General features: G+C 61.5%; 15 protein-coding genes. 5 read left to right on the plus strand and 10 right to left on the minus strand.

The window, feature by feature from the left end:
- The first annotated feature begins 6 nt into the window (after window positions 1-6).
- The gene (gene maiA / locus ED21_RS09905; protein ID WP_034922259.1) at window positions 7-648 is read left to right on the plus strand and encodes a maleylacetoacetate isomerase; all 642 of its coding nucleotides are present in this window, start codon (window positions 7-9) and stop codon (window positions 646-648) included.
- A 15-nt stretch (window positions 649-663) separates the two neighbouring features.
- Window positions 664-1,674, plus strand: coding sequence for a fumarylacetoacetate hydrolase family protein (locus ED21_RS09910; RefSeq protein ID WP_006833755.1), 1,011 nt, complete (start codon window positions 664-666; stop codon window positions 1,672-1,674).
- A gap of 22 nt (window positions 1,675-1,696) precedes the next feature.
- On the opposite strand, the gene ED21_RS09915 is transcribed toward ED21_RS09910, so the two are convergent.
- Both ED21_RS09915 and ED21_RS09920 read right to left on the minus strand, forming a co-directional pair.
- Window positions 1,697-2,860 (minus strand): acyl-CoA dehydrogenase family protein, encoded by a 1,164-nt coding sequence (locus tag ED21_RS09915; RefSeq protein ID WP_006833756.1) that lies wholly within the window; start codon window positions 2,858-2,860, stop codon window positions 1,697-1,699.
- Window position 2,861: 1 nt separating this feature from the next.
- On the minus strand, window positions 2,862-3,623 hold the full coding sequence (locus ED21_RS09920) for a crotonase/enoyl-CoA hydratase family protein (RefSeq protein ID WP_034922185.1): 762 nt from the start codon (window positions 3,621-3,623) through the stop codon (window positions 2,862-2,864).
- Window positions 3,624-3,738: 115 nt separating this feature from the next.
- Between ED21_RS09920 and ED21_RS09925 the strand changes: the two genes are divergently transcribed.
- Complete coding sequence (locus tag ED21_RS09925) at window positions 3,739-5,007, plus strand: acetyl-CoA C-acetyltransferase (protein WP_006833758.1); 1,269 nt, start codon at window positions 3,739-3,741, stop codon at window positions 5,005-5,007.
- A gap of 12 nt (window positions 5,008-5,019) precedes the next feature.
- On the opposite strand, the gene ED21_RS09930 is transcribed toward ED21_RS09925, so the two are convergent.
- Window positions 5,020-5,271, minus strand: coding sequence for a DUF2061 domain-containing protein (locus ED21_RS09930; RefSeq protein WP_006833759.1), 252 nt, complete (start codon window positions 5,269-5,271; stop codon window positions 5,020-5,022).
- A gap of 193 nt (window positions 5,272-5,464) precedes the next feature.
- Here ED21_RS09930 and ED21_RS09935 point away from each other — a divergent pair, with 193 nt between their 5' ends.
- On the plus strand, window positions 5,465-6,238 hold the full coding sequence (locus ED21_RS09935) for a WecB/TagA/CpsF family glycosyltransferase (RefSeq protein ID WP_156787431.1): 774 nt from the start codon (window positions 5,465-5,467) through the stop codon (window positions 6,236-6,238).
- A gap of 3 nt (window positions 6,239-6,241) precedes the next feature.
- Here ED21_RS09935 and ED21_RS09940 read toward each other — a convergent pair whose 3' ends face one another.
- From ED21_RS09940 to ED21_RS09955, 4 genes are all read right to left on the minus strand, one after another.
- On the minus strand, window positions 6,242-6,970 hold the full coding sequence (locus tag ED21_RS09940; protein WP_198005844.1) for a hypothetical protein: 729 nt from the start codon (window positions 6,968-6,970) through the stop codon (window positions 6,242-6,244).
- A 212-nt stretch (window positions 6,971-7,182) separates the two neighbouring features.
- Window positions 7,183-9,102, minus strand: a complete 1,920-nt coding sequence (gene cysN, locus ED21_RS09945; RefSeq protein WP_006833762.1) for a sulfate adenylyltransferase subunit CysN — start codon at window positions 9,100-9,102, stop codon at window positions 7,183-7,185.
- Complete coding sequence (cysD, locus tag ED21_RS09950) at window positions 9,102-10,049, minus strand: sulfate adenylyltransferase subunit CysD (protein WP_369765871.1); 948 nt, start codon at window positions 10,047-10,049, stop codon at window positions 9,102-9,104. The genes cysN and cysD overlap by 1 nt, the downstream gene beginning before the upstream one ends.
- Before the next feature lie 137 nt (window positions 10,050-10,186).
- On the minus strand, window positions 10,187-11,371 hold the full coding sequence (locus ED21_RS09955; RefSeq protein WP_083800432.1) for an alpha-amylase family glycosyl hydrolase: 1,185 nt from the start codon (window positions 11,369-11,371) through the stop codon (window positions 10,187-10,189).
- Window positions 11,372-11,451: 80 nt separating this feature from the next.
- On the opposite strand from ED21_RS09955, the gene ED21_RS15800 reads away from it, so the two are divergent.
- A complete protein-coding gene (locus tag ED21_RS15800) occupies window positions 11,452-11,685 on the plus strand; it encodes a hypothetical protein (RefSeq protein ID WP_034922187.1) in 234 nt (77 codons plus the stop codon).
- A 59-nt stretch (window positions 11,686-11,744) separates the two neighbouring features.
- Here ED21_RS15800 and ED21_RS14765 read toward each other — a convergent pair whose 3' ends face one another.
- The 3 genes from ED21_RS14765 to ED21_RS09975 all read right to left on the minus strand — a co-directional run bounded on the left by ED21_RS14765 (window position 11,745) and on the right by ED21_RS09975 (window position 14,303).
- On the minus strand, window positions 11,745-12,722 hold the full coding sequence (locus ED21_RS14765; protein WP_156787433.1) for a hypothetical protein: 978 nt from the start codon (window positions 12,720-12,722) through the stop codon (window positions 11,745-11,747).
- A gap of 170 nt (window positions 12,723-12,892) precedes the next feature.
- Complete coding sequence (locus tag ED21_RS09970; RefSeq protein ID WP_006833768.1) at window positions 12,893-13,675, minus strand: Bax inhibitor-1/YccA family protein; 783 nt, start codon at window positions 13,673-13,675, stop codon at window positions 12,893-12,895.
- A 124-nt stretch (window positions 13,676-13,799) separates the two neighbouring features.
- Window positions 13,800-14,303 (minus strand): YbjN domain-containing protein, encoded by a 504-nt coding sequence (locus ED21_RS09975; RefSeq protein WP_006833769.1) that lies wholly within the window; start codon window positions 14,301-14,303, stop codon window positions 13,800-13,802.
- Between the last annotated feature and the right edge of the window lie 59 nt (window positions 14,304-14,362).

Below are 14,362 nucleotides of genomic sequence, written 5' to 3' on the forward strand. Positions count from 1 at the left end.
CGCATGATCCGCCTGCACGGCTACTATCGCAGTTCGACCAGCTACCGTTTGCGCATCGCGCTGGAGCTGAAGGCACTCGAATACGAGTATGTGCCGGTGAACCTGCTCACCAGCGAACAGAAGGGCGAGGCGTTCACCAGCCGCAACCCGTTCGGTTCGGTGCCGCTGCTCGAGGTGGACGGCAGGGATCGTGTGCAGTCGATGGCGCAGATCGAATGGTTAGACGAGGCGTATCCCGAAAACCCGCTGCTCCCTACCGACATCGAGGATCGCTACGTTGCCCGCGAACTGGCCTATGCCATCGCGACCGAACTGCACGCTCCCTTGAACCTGCCGGTGCTGAAGTACCTCGCCAACGAGTACGGCAAGTCGCAGGACGAGATCGGCGGGTGGTATCGCCACTGGCTCGCCCGTACGCTCGACCCGCTGGAGGCTCGCCTCGCGCAGCTGAGCACGGGCGACTTCCTGTTCGATGCACCCGGCTTCTTCGAGGTCTGCCTCTTGCCGCAGGTCTACAACGCGCGCCGCTTCGAATTCGATTTCTCCGACAAGCCGCATATCGAGCGGATCGAGGCGGCCTGCCTCGCCCTCCCCACCTTCCAGCGCGCCCATCCGGACGCGCAGCCCGACAACCCTGAAAACCAATAAAAGAGAGGACCTCCCATGAAACTCGCCACGCTCAAGAACGGAACCCGCGACGGCAAGCTGGTGGTCGTCTCCAAGGACCTCACCCGCTATTGCGCTGCCGACAACATCGCGCCGACGATGCAAGCCGCACTCGACAATTGGGACGAGGTCGCGCCCAAGCTCGAAGCGCTCTACACCGATGTCGGACACCAAGCCGTGCCGTGCGAGCGTTTCCACGAGCGCGAGGCGCATTCGCCGCTTCCGCGTGCCTACCAGTGGGCGGATGGCTCGGCGTACATCAACCACGTCGAGCTGGTCCGTAAGGCGCGCGGAGCCGAAGTGCCCGAGAGCTTCTACCACGACCCGCTGATGTACCAGGGCGGCAGCGACAACTTCCTCGCCCCGCGCGACGACATCCCGCTGAAAGACACCAAATGGGGCTGCGACATGGAAGGCGAGATCGCCGTCATCACCGACGATGTTCCGATGGGCGTTTCGAGCGAAGAGGCCGCCGATCACATCAAACTGGTCATGCTGGTTAACGACGTGAGCCTGCGCGGCCTGATCCCGGGCGAACTCGCCAAGGGCTTCGGCTTCTTCCAGTCCAAGCCCGCCAGCGCTTTCAGCCCCGTCGCGGTCACGCCCGACGAGTTGGGCGATGCATGGAAGGGCAGCGTCATTCACCTGCCGCTGATGGTCGACTACAACGGCGAGCCCTTCGGCCGCGCCAACGCCGGCGTCGATGCGACCTTCAGCCTCGCCGATCTCGTCGCCCATGCCGCCAAGACCCGCGATCTGGGTGCTGGCACTATCATCGGCTCGGGCACGGTCTCGAATCAGGGTCCCGATGGTGATCCGGGAAAGCCGGTGGCCGACGGCGGGCTTGGCTACAGCTGCATCGCCGAAATCCGCATGATCGAGACGATTGCCGACGGTGAGGCCAAGACGCGCTTCATGGCGCCCGGCGACACGGTCCGCGTCGAGATGAAGGACGCAGAGGGCCGTTCGATCTTCGGCGCCATCGAACAGAAGGTCGTGGAGGGGTAGCCGGCTACCCCTCGCACGGTCGTCACATCGAGCGGGCAATGACCATCTTCATGACCTCGTTCGACCCGCCAAAGATGCGGGTAATGCGGCTGTCGCGATACATGCGCGCGATCGGGTAGTCGTTGATGTAGCCCGCACCGCCATGGAACTGGAGGCACTTGTCGACCACTTCGCCCTGCAGTTCGGTGACCCAGTATTTGGCCATACACGCCGTATCGACACTCAGTTCTCGCTTGAGATGCCTGGCGATGCAATCGTTGACGAACACCCGGGCCGCGGTCGCCCGCGCTTTCAGGTCGGCCATCACGAATTGCGTATTCTGGAAGTCCCAGATTGTCTGGCCGAAAGCCTTGCGATTCTTGACGAAATCCATGGTCGTCTCGAGCGCCTTCTCGATCCCCGTCATGGCCCCCATGGCGATGATCAGGCGTTCCTGCGGCAGTTCGCCCATCAGCTGGTAGAAGCCCTTGCCCTCTTCCCCGCCGAGCACGTTTTCGGCCGGCACGAAGACATCGTCGAAGAACAGCTCGCTGGTGTCGGCCGCATCCATGCCGATCTTGTCGAGCTTCTTGCCGCGCTGGAATCCCTCGGCGCCTTCGGTCTCGAGCAGCATGAGCGAAATGCCCTTGGCGCGCTCCTTGGGATCGGTCTTGGCGACGACAATGATGAAATCGGCGGTCTGGCCGTTCGAGATATAGGTCTTGGCCCCATTGATGCGGTAGCCGTTGCCGTCCTTCAGCGCAGTCGTGGTGATGCTCTGGAGGTCGGAGCCGACACCCGGCTCGGTCATCGCAATTGCGCTGACCAGTTCGCCGCTGACGAGCTTGGGAAGATACTTTTTCTTCTGCTCTTCGGTCCCGTGACGTACGAGATAGGGTAGGATCACGGTGTTGTGCAGGCTGGCGGCAAAGCCTTCGACATTGTGTTTTGCCTGCTGGTCGATGACGACCATCTCGTGCCGGAAATCGCCGCCGTGGCCGCCATATTTCTCGGGCACCGAACTGCCGAGCAGACCGGCCTCACCGGCCTCGCGCCAGAAATCGCGCTCCACCTGGCCATCCTCGCGCCACTGGAGGACGCGCTTTTCCGGGGCGTGCTGCTGGTAGAACTTGCCCACGGCATCGGCGAAGATCGAAATCTCCTCGTCATCCATGAATTCGGGCTGGGGTACGTTGAGAACGCTCATCTTACTTCCCCTTCCAGTTGGGCTTGCGCTTTTCGGCAAAGGCGGCGGCGCCTTCGCGCGCGTCTTCCGAGACGAAGACCGGACCGATGAGCTGCGCCTGCTTGTCGTAGCGCTCGTCCATCGCCCAGCCGCGCGATTCCTTCATGATCTGCTTGGACACGCGCACCGCCAGCGGGCCGTTGGCGGCAATGCTGGCAGCCAGCGCCTTCGCCCCGTCGAGCGCCGAACCGTCGGTGACGCGGTTGATGAGGCCCAGTTCATATGCGCGGTCGGCGCCGATGAAATCGCCCGTCAGCGCCAGCTCCATGGCAACGCGCTCGGGGATCTGGTCGGGCAGCATCATAACCCCGCCAGCCGCCGCCACGAGGCCGCGCTTGGCTTCCGGAATGCCGAATTTTGCATCCTTGTGCGCGACGACGAGGTCGCAGGCGATCATCAGTTCGAGCCCACCGGCCAGCGCATAGCCTTCGACGGCGGCGATCAGCGGCTTCTTCGGCGGAGCCTGCACCACGCCGCCGAACCCGCGGCCTTTGATGCTGGGCGATTCGCCGCGCAGGAAGCCCTTGAGGTCCATGCCCGAACAGAAGGTGCCGCCCGCGCCGGTGAGGATGCCGACGCGCAGGTCATCCTCGGCATCCAGCCGGTCCATCGCCGCCGCGATCCCTTCGGCCGCGGCCTTGTTCATCGCATTTTTGGCTTCGGGACGGTTGATCGTGACGATCAATACGCCCTCATCGACTTCGGTCAGGACATCATCCGACATGCTCGCTCTCTCCATTTCATTCTGAAACTGTTCTTGCGCCCTTGCTGCTTGAGGTTTACGCAAACGTCAACCGGCAAAAGCCGCAAGTTTCGACAAGCCGAGAGAGGATTACGCCATGCCCGAAGCCTATATCATCGATGCCGTCCGCACGCCCCGGGGCATCGGCAAGCAAGGCGAGGGTTCGCTGGCGGCCATGCATCCGCAGCATCTGGCGGCCACGGTCCTGAAGGCTATCAAGGACCGCAACAATCTCGACACCGCTACCGTCGACGACGTGATTTGGTCCGTCAGCACACAGGACGGTATGCAGGCGGGCGACATGGGCCGCATGGCCGCGCTCGACGCGGGCTTCGACATCACCTCGTCCGGCACCACGCTCGACCGGTTCTGCGGCGGCGGCATCACCTCGGTTGCACTTGCCGCGGCACAGGTGATGAGCGGGATGGAGGATTGCGTCGTCGCGGGCGGCACCGAGATGATGAGCCTCACCGCGCAGATGGCGAAGGACAAGATGCAGGCGGGCCTCAAACCGCCGATGATGGGCAGCTACAACGAGCGCCTGCAGGCGAGCCACCCGCAAAGCCACCAGGGCGTGTGCGGCGATGCAATCGCCACGATGGAAGGCTTCACCCGCGAGGAACTGAACGAAGTCGGCTATCGCAGCCAGCAGCGCGCGGCGCAGGCGATTGCGGAAGGGCGTTTCGACAAGTCTGTGGTGCCGGTCACCGATGACGAGAACAACGTCGTGCTCGACGAGGAAGAATATCCGCGTCCGCAGACGACGCGCGAAGGCCTCGCCGAACTGGAGCCCGCCTTCGCCAAGATCGCCAATGTCCCGCTCGACAAGAACGGCACGACCTTCGCCGGCCTCGTGAACGCCAAGTATCCGGATCTTGAGATCCAGCACTTCCACCATGCGGGCAACAGCTCGGGCGTGGTCGATGGCGCGGCGGCGGTGCTGGTGGCGAGCAAGGAGTATGCGAAAGAGCATGGCCTCAAGCCCCGCGCCCGCATTGTGGCGACTGCGAATATGGGTGACGATCCCACACTGATGCTCAACGCCCCCGTTCCTGCCGCGAAAAAGGTTCTGGAGAAGGCGGGACTGACCAAGGACGACATCGATCTTTACGAGATCAACGAGGCTTTCGCTGTCGTCGCCGCCAAGTTCGTACGCGATCTCGACCTCGATTGGGATAAAGTCAATGTGAACGGCGGCTCGATCGCGCTGGGCCATCCGATCGGGGCAACCGGGTCGATCCTTATCGGCACGATGGTCGACGAGTTGGAGCGGCAGGACAAGCGTTATGGGCTGGTCACCATGTGCGCGGCTGGAGGCATGGCTCCGGCCATCATCATCGAGCGCGTCGACGATTTCGTCGACTGACGCGAGGTAGCGTCAGGCGGTCTTCTCGGTCGCCTCGCCTTCATCCTTGGCAAAGCCCCAGGACACGTTCGCCCAGGCGCGTTCGTGGAAGTAGTAGAGCACCATCTTGGTCAGCACTTCGCTGATGGCGATGGCCCCTGCGGCCTTCGGACTACCGGTGAAGAACCAGCTCAGCAGGAAGGTGTCAAGGCTGCCGAGAATACGCCAGCTGAGGGCCTTGGCGAAGCTGCGCGAATGCGCTTCGCGACCACGAAACAAAATCATTGAATTTCCCCGGCCCGGCAAATGCCGGATTTCGTTCAAATAAGGCCGCGCAATTAGGCATCCCAGCGAGCGAACGCGCCTATAGTCACCGATGATAAAGTCAATCTTTCAAGGTCCACGCTCTTGCGCATCGGACTAAGGCGTGATTGTAGAAATACAGAGAAACGTGAGCGATCGAAAGAACAGTCAGATCATGGATTTTTCGCGCTCTGCGAACGAGGAACGAGCAGCTGTCGTCCTCAGCAACATGACGATCGCCGAAGGCGCCGAGGTGGAAGAACTGCTTCTTCCCTCGATTGCGACCGTCGCGAAACCTTCCACCTTGGGTTTCCTAAACGCCCATGGCGTGAATTTGTGCTGGGAAAATGCGGACATCGCGCGAAATTTTGCTTCTCTCGACTTTCTGCTTCGCGATGGCATCGGCGTCCGCCTCTGTTGTGAAAAGATGGGATGGCCAAGTGGTGCGAACCTCAATGGGACCGATTTCATTCCTCGGATACTAAGTCATCGACGTGGTTCCGTAACTCTCTTGGGCACTCAGGCACCATGGCTCGATGACGCCGCTACAAAGTTGAGTGACAGCGGGCTCGACATTGTTGCTACCCATCATGGCTTCGAGGATGTCGAGTTCTATGTGAGAAAGGTAATCGAGACCCGGCCCGACACAGTACTTCTCGCCATGGGAATGCCTAAGCAGGAGCGTGTCGCAGCGCTGATAAAGCAACAGGCGGATTGGCCTGTTCTCATCATTTGCGGAGGCGCTATTTTGGATTGGATAGCCGAACGGTTTGACCGCGCCCCGGCCTTCTTCCGCAACAATCATCTCGAATGGCTCTATCGCTTGATGAGGGAACCCAAGCGCTTGTTCCGCCGCTATGTGATCGGCAATCCACTACTCCTGCAGCGAATCCCCGCACTGGCGCGTGCCGTAAGTTTGCGAGGTCTTAAGCCGAAATTGCTTAAGTAGGGCCTATCCTACCCAATCGGGAAAATCAGTGACATCGAGATTGCCAAGAACTTCCGGCAAGGCTTGTAATTCGGGAGCGTAAAATTGTTGCACGCGCTTTCGAGTCGCCTTGTCCGGCAACTCGCGCGTGTCTTCGTTGAAAAAATAGTAGACATCGCGCATTAGATCGCGAGCAGGTTTTATACGATTGAAGACGGGTTCGAGAATGGCGTTGAGACGGACAGCGACATCATGCAACCGCCCGACTTTTACGTCGCGCGCTTTGTTTTCGTGGTAAAGAGGTTCGACAGGCAGTTCCGCGTCGGTCACACCAAGTGCGCTTGAGATTACCGCACGAAGCTTTGCCTGCCCCTTTTCGTTGCCCATCCAGTCCTGAAAGACGACGTGTATTTGCTCTTTCGGGAAGATGTTCATCCATTCGCGCAAAACACTGGCGTAAGAACCCTCCCGCAATGTGAGCCGGTCGATCTCGCCGAAATTGCTTATCTCAGCATCGCGTTGTTCAATGCCGAGATCGACCAGTTCCGCTGCGGTGTACCCTTCAAACTCCTTGACGTGAGGCCAGCGCTTGTTGTTGATCATCGTCCAGGCGGAGAAGAACCGCTCGGTCGGCTCGCGCAGGGTGAAAACGATATGCGCGTCGGGCGCTTCGGCGTGGATGGCCTCGGCGGCCCGCTTGCCGAAAGCGAAATAGAGCGGCGAGGCTTCGAGCCGCGCCGTCGCCCCGGACACATCGCGGAAGCACGCTTCGTAGCGATCATAGGGGCATTCCACCCCCTCGATCAGCCGCGAAAGAAAATAGTCCGTTTCCTTGTGAATCGACGGGGCGACGCCCTTCGTCCGCGCGAAATAGCGGAACAGCGAGGTCGTGGCGGTCCGCGTGGGGCCTGCAAGGATGCACGTGCGCATGGCTTCGTATCCGTATCGTCAGCCGGTCCTGCCGCTTACTTGAGCGGCAGGATCTGCTTGATGATGTAGTCCGCGGCTTCTTCAGGGCTCATCGCCACCGTGTTTACGCGGATTTCCGGGCTTTCGGGCTCTTCATAGGGGCTGTCGATACCGGTGAAGTTCTTCAGCTCCCCGGCGCGTGCCTTCTTGTAGAGGCCCTTCACGTCGCGCTGTTCCGCCACTTCGAGCGGCGTGTCGACGTGGATTTCGATGAACTCGCCCTCGCCCATCATGTCGCGGACCAGCTGGCGGTCGGCGCGGAAGGGCGAAATGAAGGCGGTCAGCACGATGAGGCCGGCGTCGGTCATCAGCTTGGCGACTTCGCCGATGCGGCGGATGTTCTCGATCCGGTCCGTCTCGGTGAAGCCCAGGTCCTTGTTGAGGCCGTGGCGGACATTGTCGCCGTCGAGCAGGAAGGTGTGGCGGTTCATGATCGCCAGCTTTTTCTCGACCTCGTTGGCGATGGTTGACTTGCCAGAACCCGAAAGGCCGGTGAACCACAACACGCGCGGTTTCTGGTTTTTCATCGCGGCGTGATCGTCACGCGTGATGTCCACCGCCTGCCAGTGCACGTTCTGCGCGCGGCGCAGGCTGAAGTGCAGCATACCGGCACCGACCGTGTGGTTGGTGATCTTGTCGATCAGGATGAAGCCGCCGAGCGCGCGGTTTTCCGTGTAGGGATCGAACACGATCCGCTTGTCGGTGGTGATTTCCGCAACGCCGATCTGGTTCAGATGCAGCGTCTTGGCTGCAAGATGCTCCATCGTGTTGACGTCGATCTCGAACTTGGGCTCGGCGACGGTCACGCTGACCATCTGCGTGCCGAGCTTCATCCAGTAAGCACGGCCGACGACCAGCGGGTCCTCGTCCATCCACACGATCGTGCTTTCGAACTGGTCGGCCACTTCGGGCGGGCTGTCGGCTGCCGCCAGCACGTCACCGCGCGAGCAATCGATCTCGTCGTCGAGCGTGATGGTGACCGACTGGCCGGCCACGCCTTCTTCGAGATCGCCGCCCATGGTGACGACCGACTTGACCGTGCTGGTCTTGCCCGAAGGCAGCGAGCGGACGGTGTCGCCCGGCTTCACGCTGCCCGAAGAAATGAGGCCGGAGAAACCGCGGAAGTCGAGGTTCGGGCGGTTCACCCACTGCACCGGCATGCGGAACGGGTGGGCAAGGTTTGCGTCCGAGCGCACTTCGACCGCTTCGAGATGCTCCATCAGCGTAGGGCCATCATACCAGCCGGTGTTGTCCGAGGGCGAAGTGATGTTATCGCCCGCAAGACCCGAGATCGGAATCGCGGTGAAGCTCTCGATCCCGATGCTTTCAGCAAAATGCGCGTAGTCAGCGATGATCGCGTCATACTTTTTCTGGTCGTAATCGATCAGGTCCATCTTGTTAACGGCAAGCACGAGGTTCTTGATGCCGAGCTGATGGCACAGGAAGCTGTGGCGCTTGGTCTGCACGAGCACGCCCTTGCGCGCATCGATCAGGATGCAGGCAAGGTCGGCGGTCGAAGCGCCGGTTACCATGTTACGCGTGTACTGTTCGTGGCCCGGGCAGTCGGCGACGATGAACTTGCGGTTCTCGGTCGCGAAAAAGCGGTAGGCGACGTCGATGGTGATGCCCTGCTCGCGCTCGGCGGCAAGACCGTCGACCAGCAGCGCGAAGTCGATCTCTTGGCCTTGGGTGCCAACACGCTTGCTGTCGCTTTCGAGCGCGGCAAGCTGGTCTTCGAAGATCATCTTGGAATCGTAAAGCAGGCGACCGATAAGGGTCGACTTGCCATCATCCACACTGCCGCAGGTGATAAAGCGCAGCATGGTCTTGTGCTGGTGCTTTTCGAGATAGGCGTCGATGTCCTCGGCGATGAGGGCGTCGGTCTGATAAATGGGATCGTTTGCGTTCTCAGGCATCAGAAGTAGCCCTCCTGCTTCTTCTTCTCCATCGAAGCGTCTCCGGAATCCTTGTCGATCACGCGGCCCTGCCGCTCGGAGGTCGTGGTGAGGAGCATTTCCTGAATGATTTCGGGCAACGTCGCCGCCTCGCTTTCGACAGCGCCGGTCAGCGGGAAGCAGCCCAGCGTACGGAAGCGGATCGAGCGTTCGGTGATTTCAGGACGTTTGCCCATGACGCGTTCGAGGCGTTCGAGGTCGTCGGCCATGAACAGGCCGCCCTCATATTCGAAGGTCGGCCGCACGGCGGAGAAATACAGCGGCACGATTTCGATATTCTCGAGATGGATGTACTGCCAGATGTCCAGCTCGGTCCAGTTCGACAGCGGGAAGACCCGGATGCTTTCGCCCTTCTTCTTCTTCGCGTTGTAGATGTTCCACAGCTCGGGGCGCTGGCTCTTCGGGTCCCAGCCGTGGCTGGCGGTGCGGAAGGAGAAGATGCGCTCCTTCGCGCGGCTTTTTTCCTCGTCACGGCGTGCGCCCCCGAAGGCCGCATCGAAACCGTATTTGTCGAGCGCCTGCTTGAGCCCTTGCGTCTTCCACATGTCGGTGTGGAGCGGGCCGTGGTCGAAGGGGTTCACCCCCATTTCCTCGGCTTCCGGGTTCTGGTGGACGAGTAGCTCCATGCCTGCGTCCGCCGCGCTCTTTTCGCGCAGGTCGTACATCGCCTTGAACTTCCAAGTCGTGTCGACATGGAGCAGCGGGAACGGCGGTGGCGAGGGATAGAAGGCTTTCTTGGCGAGGTGGAGCATCACCGCGCTATCCTTGCCGATGGAATAGAGCATCACGGGCTTTTCGGCCTCGGACACCACTTCGCGCATGATGTGGATGCTCTCGGCTTCGAGCCGCTGCAAATGGGTGAGGGACATGGGTTCTCGTCTGTGTCGTTCTGTCGTGCGAAACGGGATGCGCACGCCTTGCGCGCGCGGCGTCGATTCACAAGCTGCGATTGATGGCACGCGCGATAGGAGAACTTGCCGCGCAGCACAATGGGCGGGTTGTGGCTTTCGTCTCCGCCCCTGGCTGTGCAATCGTATTGAAATTGTTATCGCGAACCGTTGCTTAGCAGCGTCCATTCCCACGGCTCAAGGTTGAGCTGCTGCTCTTCCCGCACGGTGACTTCGCCGCTGGACTCGCTCCCTGCGCGAAACTCGCGATAGGTCCCGGCGGCAAGCGCGCTGGTAAGCGCAACCGATGCGGGACGATCGCTCATGTTGAAGATGCCGAGCACCTTGTTGCCGTCGCGCTGGCGCACCCAGGACAGAACCTGTTCGGGATTGGAATTCTCGACCTTGTGCATGACCGCACCCCACTGACCGTTGGCCAGCGCCGGGTTGGCCTTGCGGAAGGCGATGAGGCTGGCGAGCAGGTCGCAATAGGTGCACCCTTCGTCCTGGCTCCAGTCGATCGGGTCGCGCTCGAAGAACTCCAGCCGCTTGGCGTTGCAGGCTTCCATCCCGTTGTGGATCAGCGGCAAGCCTTCGCCCGTGAAGGACAGCGCGGTCATGGCGGTGAGCGCATCGCCGTAATTCTCGCGCATGGTGCCTTCCCACGCGTTGCTGTCGTGGTTCTCGATATAGGTCATGCGCATCGCCTCGCGCGGCCAAAGGCTCTCATTCTCGGCGTAATAGCCGAAGAGGCTGGTCGCGTTGCCCTTGCCTTGGGCCACGTTCTTCGACGTATTGTGCCAGTCCCACGCATAGGTCGCGTCGAAGGCCTTGTGGTGGAAGGCGGTCTGCTGCACCTCGCCCAGCATGAAAACCGGCTTGATCGCTTCGAGCCGAGCGCGCGCGGTTTCCCAGAAATCGAGCGGGACATAGCCCGCCACATCGGCCCGGTAGCCATCCACGCCGTATTCGCGCACCCAGTATTCCTTCGCCCCGCCGACATGCTCGCGCACGCCGGGCTGCGACCAGTCGAGATCGATGATGTCGGACCAGTCCCACCAAGGCGTGGGGCGGAAATCGCCCTTCCAGTCTTTCTCGTACCAGTCAGGGTGCTGCTTCGCGAGATCGTTGTCCCACGCCGTATGGTTGGCGACAAGATCGAGGATGACCTTGAAGTCTTGCGCGTGCGCAGCGTCGACCTGCGCCTTGCGCCGGCTGGCGGTTTTGCGAGCGAATTCGTGCCGCAGGAGTGAACGAACCGCGCCCTCCCCACGTAGTGATACTTGGCGGCGGCAACTCGGGCTGGATTGCCGCCTGCCTGCTGCACCATGCGTGGGGAACAAGGGGCGGAAAAATCACCGTTGTTGAGAGCCCTTCCATCGGCATCATCGGTGTGGGCGAAGGCTCCACGCCTCAATTGAAGATGACCACCTGGTTCACCCATGAGGATATCGCGGCGGCCAACCGCTCGATCTACGGGCAGCAACCGGCCTATGCGCCGATGAGTTGGCATTGCCTCTTTGCCGGCTATGGCTGTTTCCCGCCACGCGAAAAGCTCCAGCCAGTACCCCAAGGCATGCCGAGGGGCGATGTGGAGGCTGTGCGCGCCACGTTGACCCCCTGCGCCACCAACTTCGGCGGTTACGCGCCGCTATAGCCCACAAAAAGGGCGGCAGGATCGCTCCCGCCGCCCTTCTCTCCGAACTATCTTTCCGCTCAGGGAACGGGCTCGTCGTCCTCATCATCGGAATCGATGTCTTCGCCGAGGCCCGCTTCGCCTTGCACGACTTCACCCGACTGGAAGATCGGCCCTTCGGTGGGCAGCGTCGTGACCGGCTGGCCGTTCGCGTCTACCTCGCCTGTGGCAATCACGACCGGCTCTTGTCCGGTGGACGGCGGAATGTCGACGGGTGCCTGCGGTTCGCCGGGTGCGTCGAGCGGCGCGGTCGCGGGCATGGAGTTCACCACCGTCTCACCCGGAGCGACGTCTACGGAAGGGTCGAGCGGATTGGTATAGCCCTGCACGGTGGTGGTCACCGTCGGCGGGCCGTATTCGGAATCCCACGCGCGCAGGTCGACACGGTACTGCTCGTAAGCGCGGAAGAAATTCTCGAACACGCCTTCTATCCGCGGCAGCGCGGTCGCCGAATAGGAGTCCAGAGTGCCGACCTCGATCGTGTTCACTTCCTGGCTAATGGCGAAAGCCACATCGCAGAAATCCGCCTTGGCAGGCGGCAGCGCGAAATAGTTGTAGACCTGCGTCATGTAGGAATCCTGCACGTCGCGATAGGTGCCGCCATAACGCTGGCGAAATTCGCTCTGCAGGGCGCGGTTGGTCGCCGAAAGCTCACGCGCGTTGCGCTTGAGGAAGGCCCCATAATTGTCGACCAGCCCGGTGTACTTGAGTTCTTGGCAGTTGAGCGCCGCGACATTGAGCGCCGAGCGAAGGTTCCAAGTGGTCTGCGCCGGGGTCAGATTGGCGTTCACCGTCTGGCGCACGCCCGTTGCCGCAACCATCGGGATCGTCATGCTGGTGGTCGCGCCCATCGGCGGCGCCGGCCGCGGCGGGATGACGACCGGCGGAGGCGGCGGAGCCGGCGGGGGTGGCGGGGGTGGCGGCGGTGCGGTTGTGCAGGCGGCAAGCGCGCCCAGAGCAGCCGTTACGGCTGCGAGACGGATAGATTGTGCTGACATGCGGCTCACTGTGTGCCGACCCTCCTCAAGTCTTGGCTCTCATGATCGCGCCTCGTTCATTGACGGGACATGAAGCAGGACGTCCTAGCGCCTTGACCGGACAAAGAAAATGCCCGGAGCGAGAGTTTCGCCCCGGGCACGTTTTTCCGGTCCGCATTTGCAGCCTGCCGTTACTCGCGGTTGCCGAGGAACTGCAGGATGAAGAGGAAGAGGTTGATGAAATCGAGATAGAGGCTGAGCGCGCCCATCACGACGGCCTTGCCGGCAAATTCCGTGCCGCGCAGGTACTGATACTCTTCCTTGAGGCGCTGCGTGTCATAGGCGGTGAAGCCTGCGAAGATCAGCACGCCGAGGATCGAGATCACGAGGCCCATTGCGCCTGACTGGAAGATGAAGGCGTTGAGCAGCATGGCGACGATAATGCCGATGAGGCCCATCATCAGGAAGCTGCCCCAACCCGACAGGTTTTTCTTGGTCGTGTAGCCGTAGAGGCTGAGACCGGCGAAGGCGGCCGCCGCCGCGAAGAAGGCCGAAGCGACCGACTCGCCGGTATAGACCGCGAAGATCGTCGAGAGCGAGAGGCCCATGAGGGTCGCAAAACCCCAGAACATCGCTTGCAGCGTGGTCTTGCTGAAGCGCTGGACGCCGCCGAAACTGATCACGAGGATAAAGGCGAGCGGCGCAAGCTTGATCACCCAGCCGAGGCCGGTGGTCTGGAGCGAGCGGCCGTAAGGCGTCTGCACGACGTTGAAGGCGCTTTCAAACAGCGGTGTATTGACGAACAGCAGCGCGACGATGCCCGTCAGGAGCACGCCCGATGCCATCATGTTGTAGATCGACAGCATGTGCTTGCGCAGGCCTTCGTCGAAGGTGGTACCGCGCGTAGCCGCGTCGCCAGCGCGCGGAACGGACGTCATGTCCGGCCTGCGGTTGGTTTCGTTCCAATCGGCCATTGCAAAATTCTCCCTTGCGCGGAGGCGAACCCGGCCCCGCTTCTATGAACAATATCGTGTCTTTAGCGCCCGATTTCAAGCGAAACCGGAAGGGGTATGCCTAACGCCAAATCAAGGATTTACGCTAAGCTTCACCGGCAGCATCGACCATCGCGGCCTTTAGCGCGTCGCGCGGGCTCTTGTCGCCCCACAGAACGAACTGGAAGGCGGGATAGAAGCGGTCGCATTCCTCCACCGCGATCTCCACCAGCGATTGCGCCTGGTCGAGGCTGAGCATGCCGTCGTTTCCGAGCAGTGTCCCGTTGCGGTAGAGGAGCACGCCGCCGTTCGACCAGATATCGAAATGGCCGAGCCACATCTGCTCGTTGGCCAGCGCGACCAGCTCGTGCGCGGCGGTCGTTTTCTCTGCCGAAACGCGAACCTCGGGCAGGCACAGGATCTGCAGGACGCGATCGTCGGGTCGCCAGATGCCGCGCAGCTGGTATTTCGCCCAGCTGCCCTGGATCTCGCCGCAGATTTCTTCTGCATTGGCCTCGCAGGGCCAGCCGCGCGCCTCGAACAGCGCGACAAGCATGTCGAGCGGCGCTGCGTCCTCTTCGAATTCGAATTGCCGTTCCACGGCGCGCATCAGTGGTTTCCCGTCCAAGCCATGCGCCCATTTGACGAATGGTTAAGGCACTTGGCAAT

It is taken from the genome of Erythrobacter sp. SD-21 (assembly GCF_000181515.1).
Taxonomy (GTDB): Bacteria; Pseudomonadota; Alphaproteobacteria; order Sphingomonadales; family Sphingomonadaceae; genus Qipengyuania.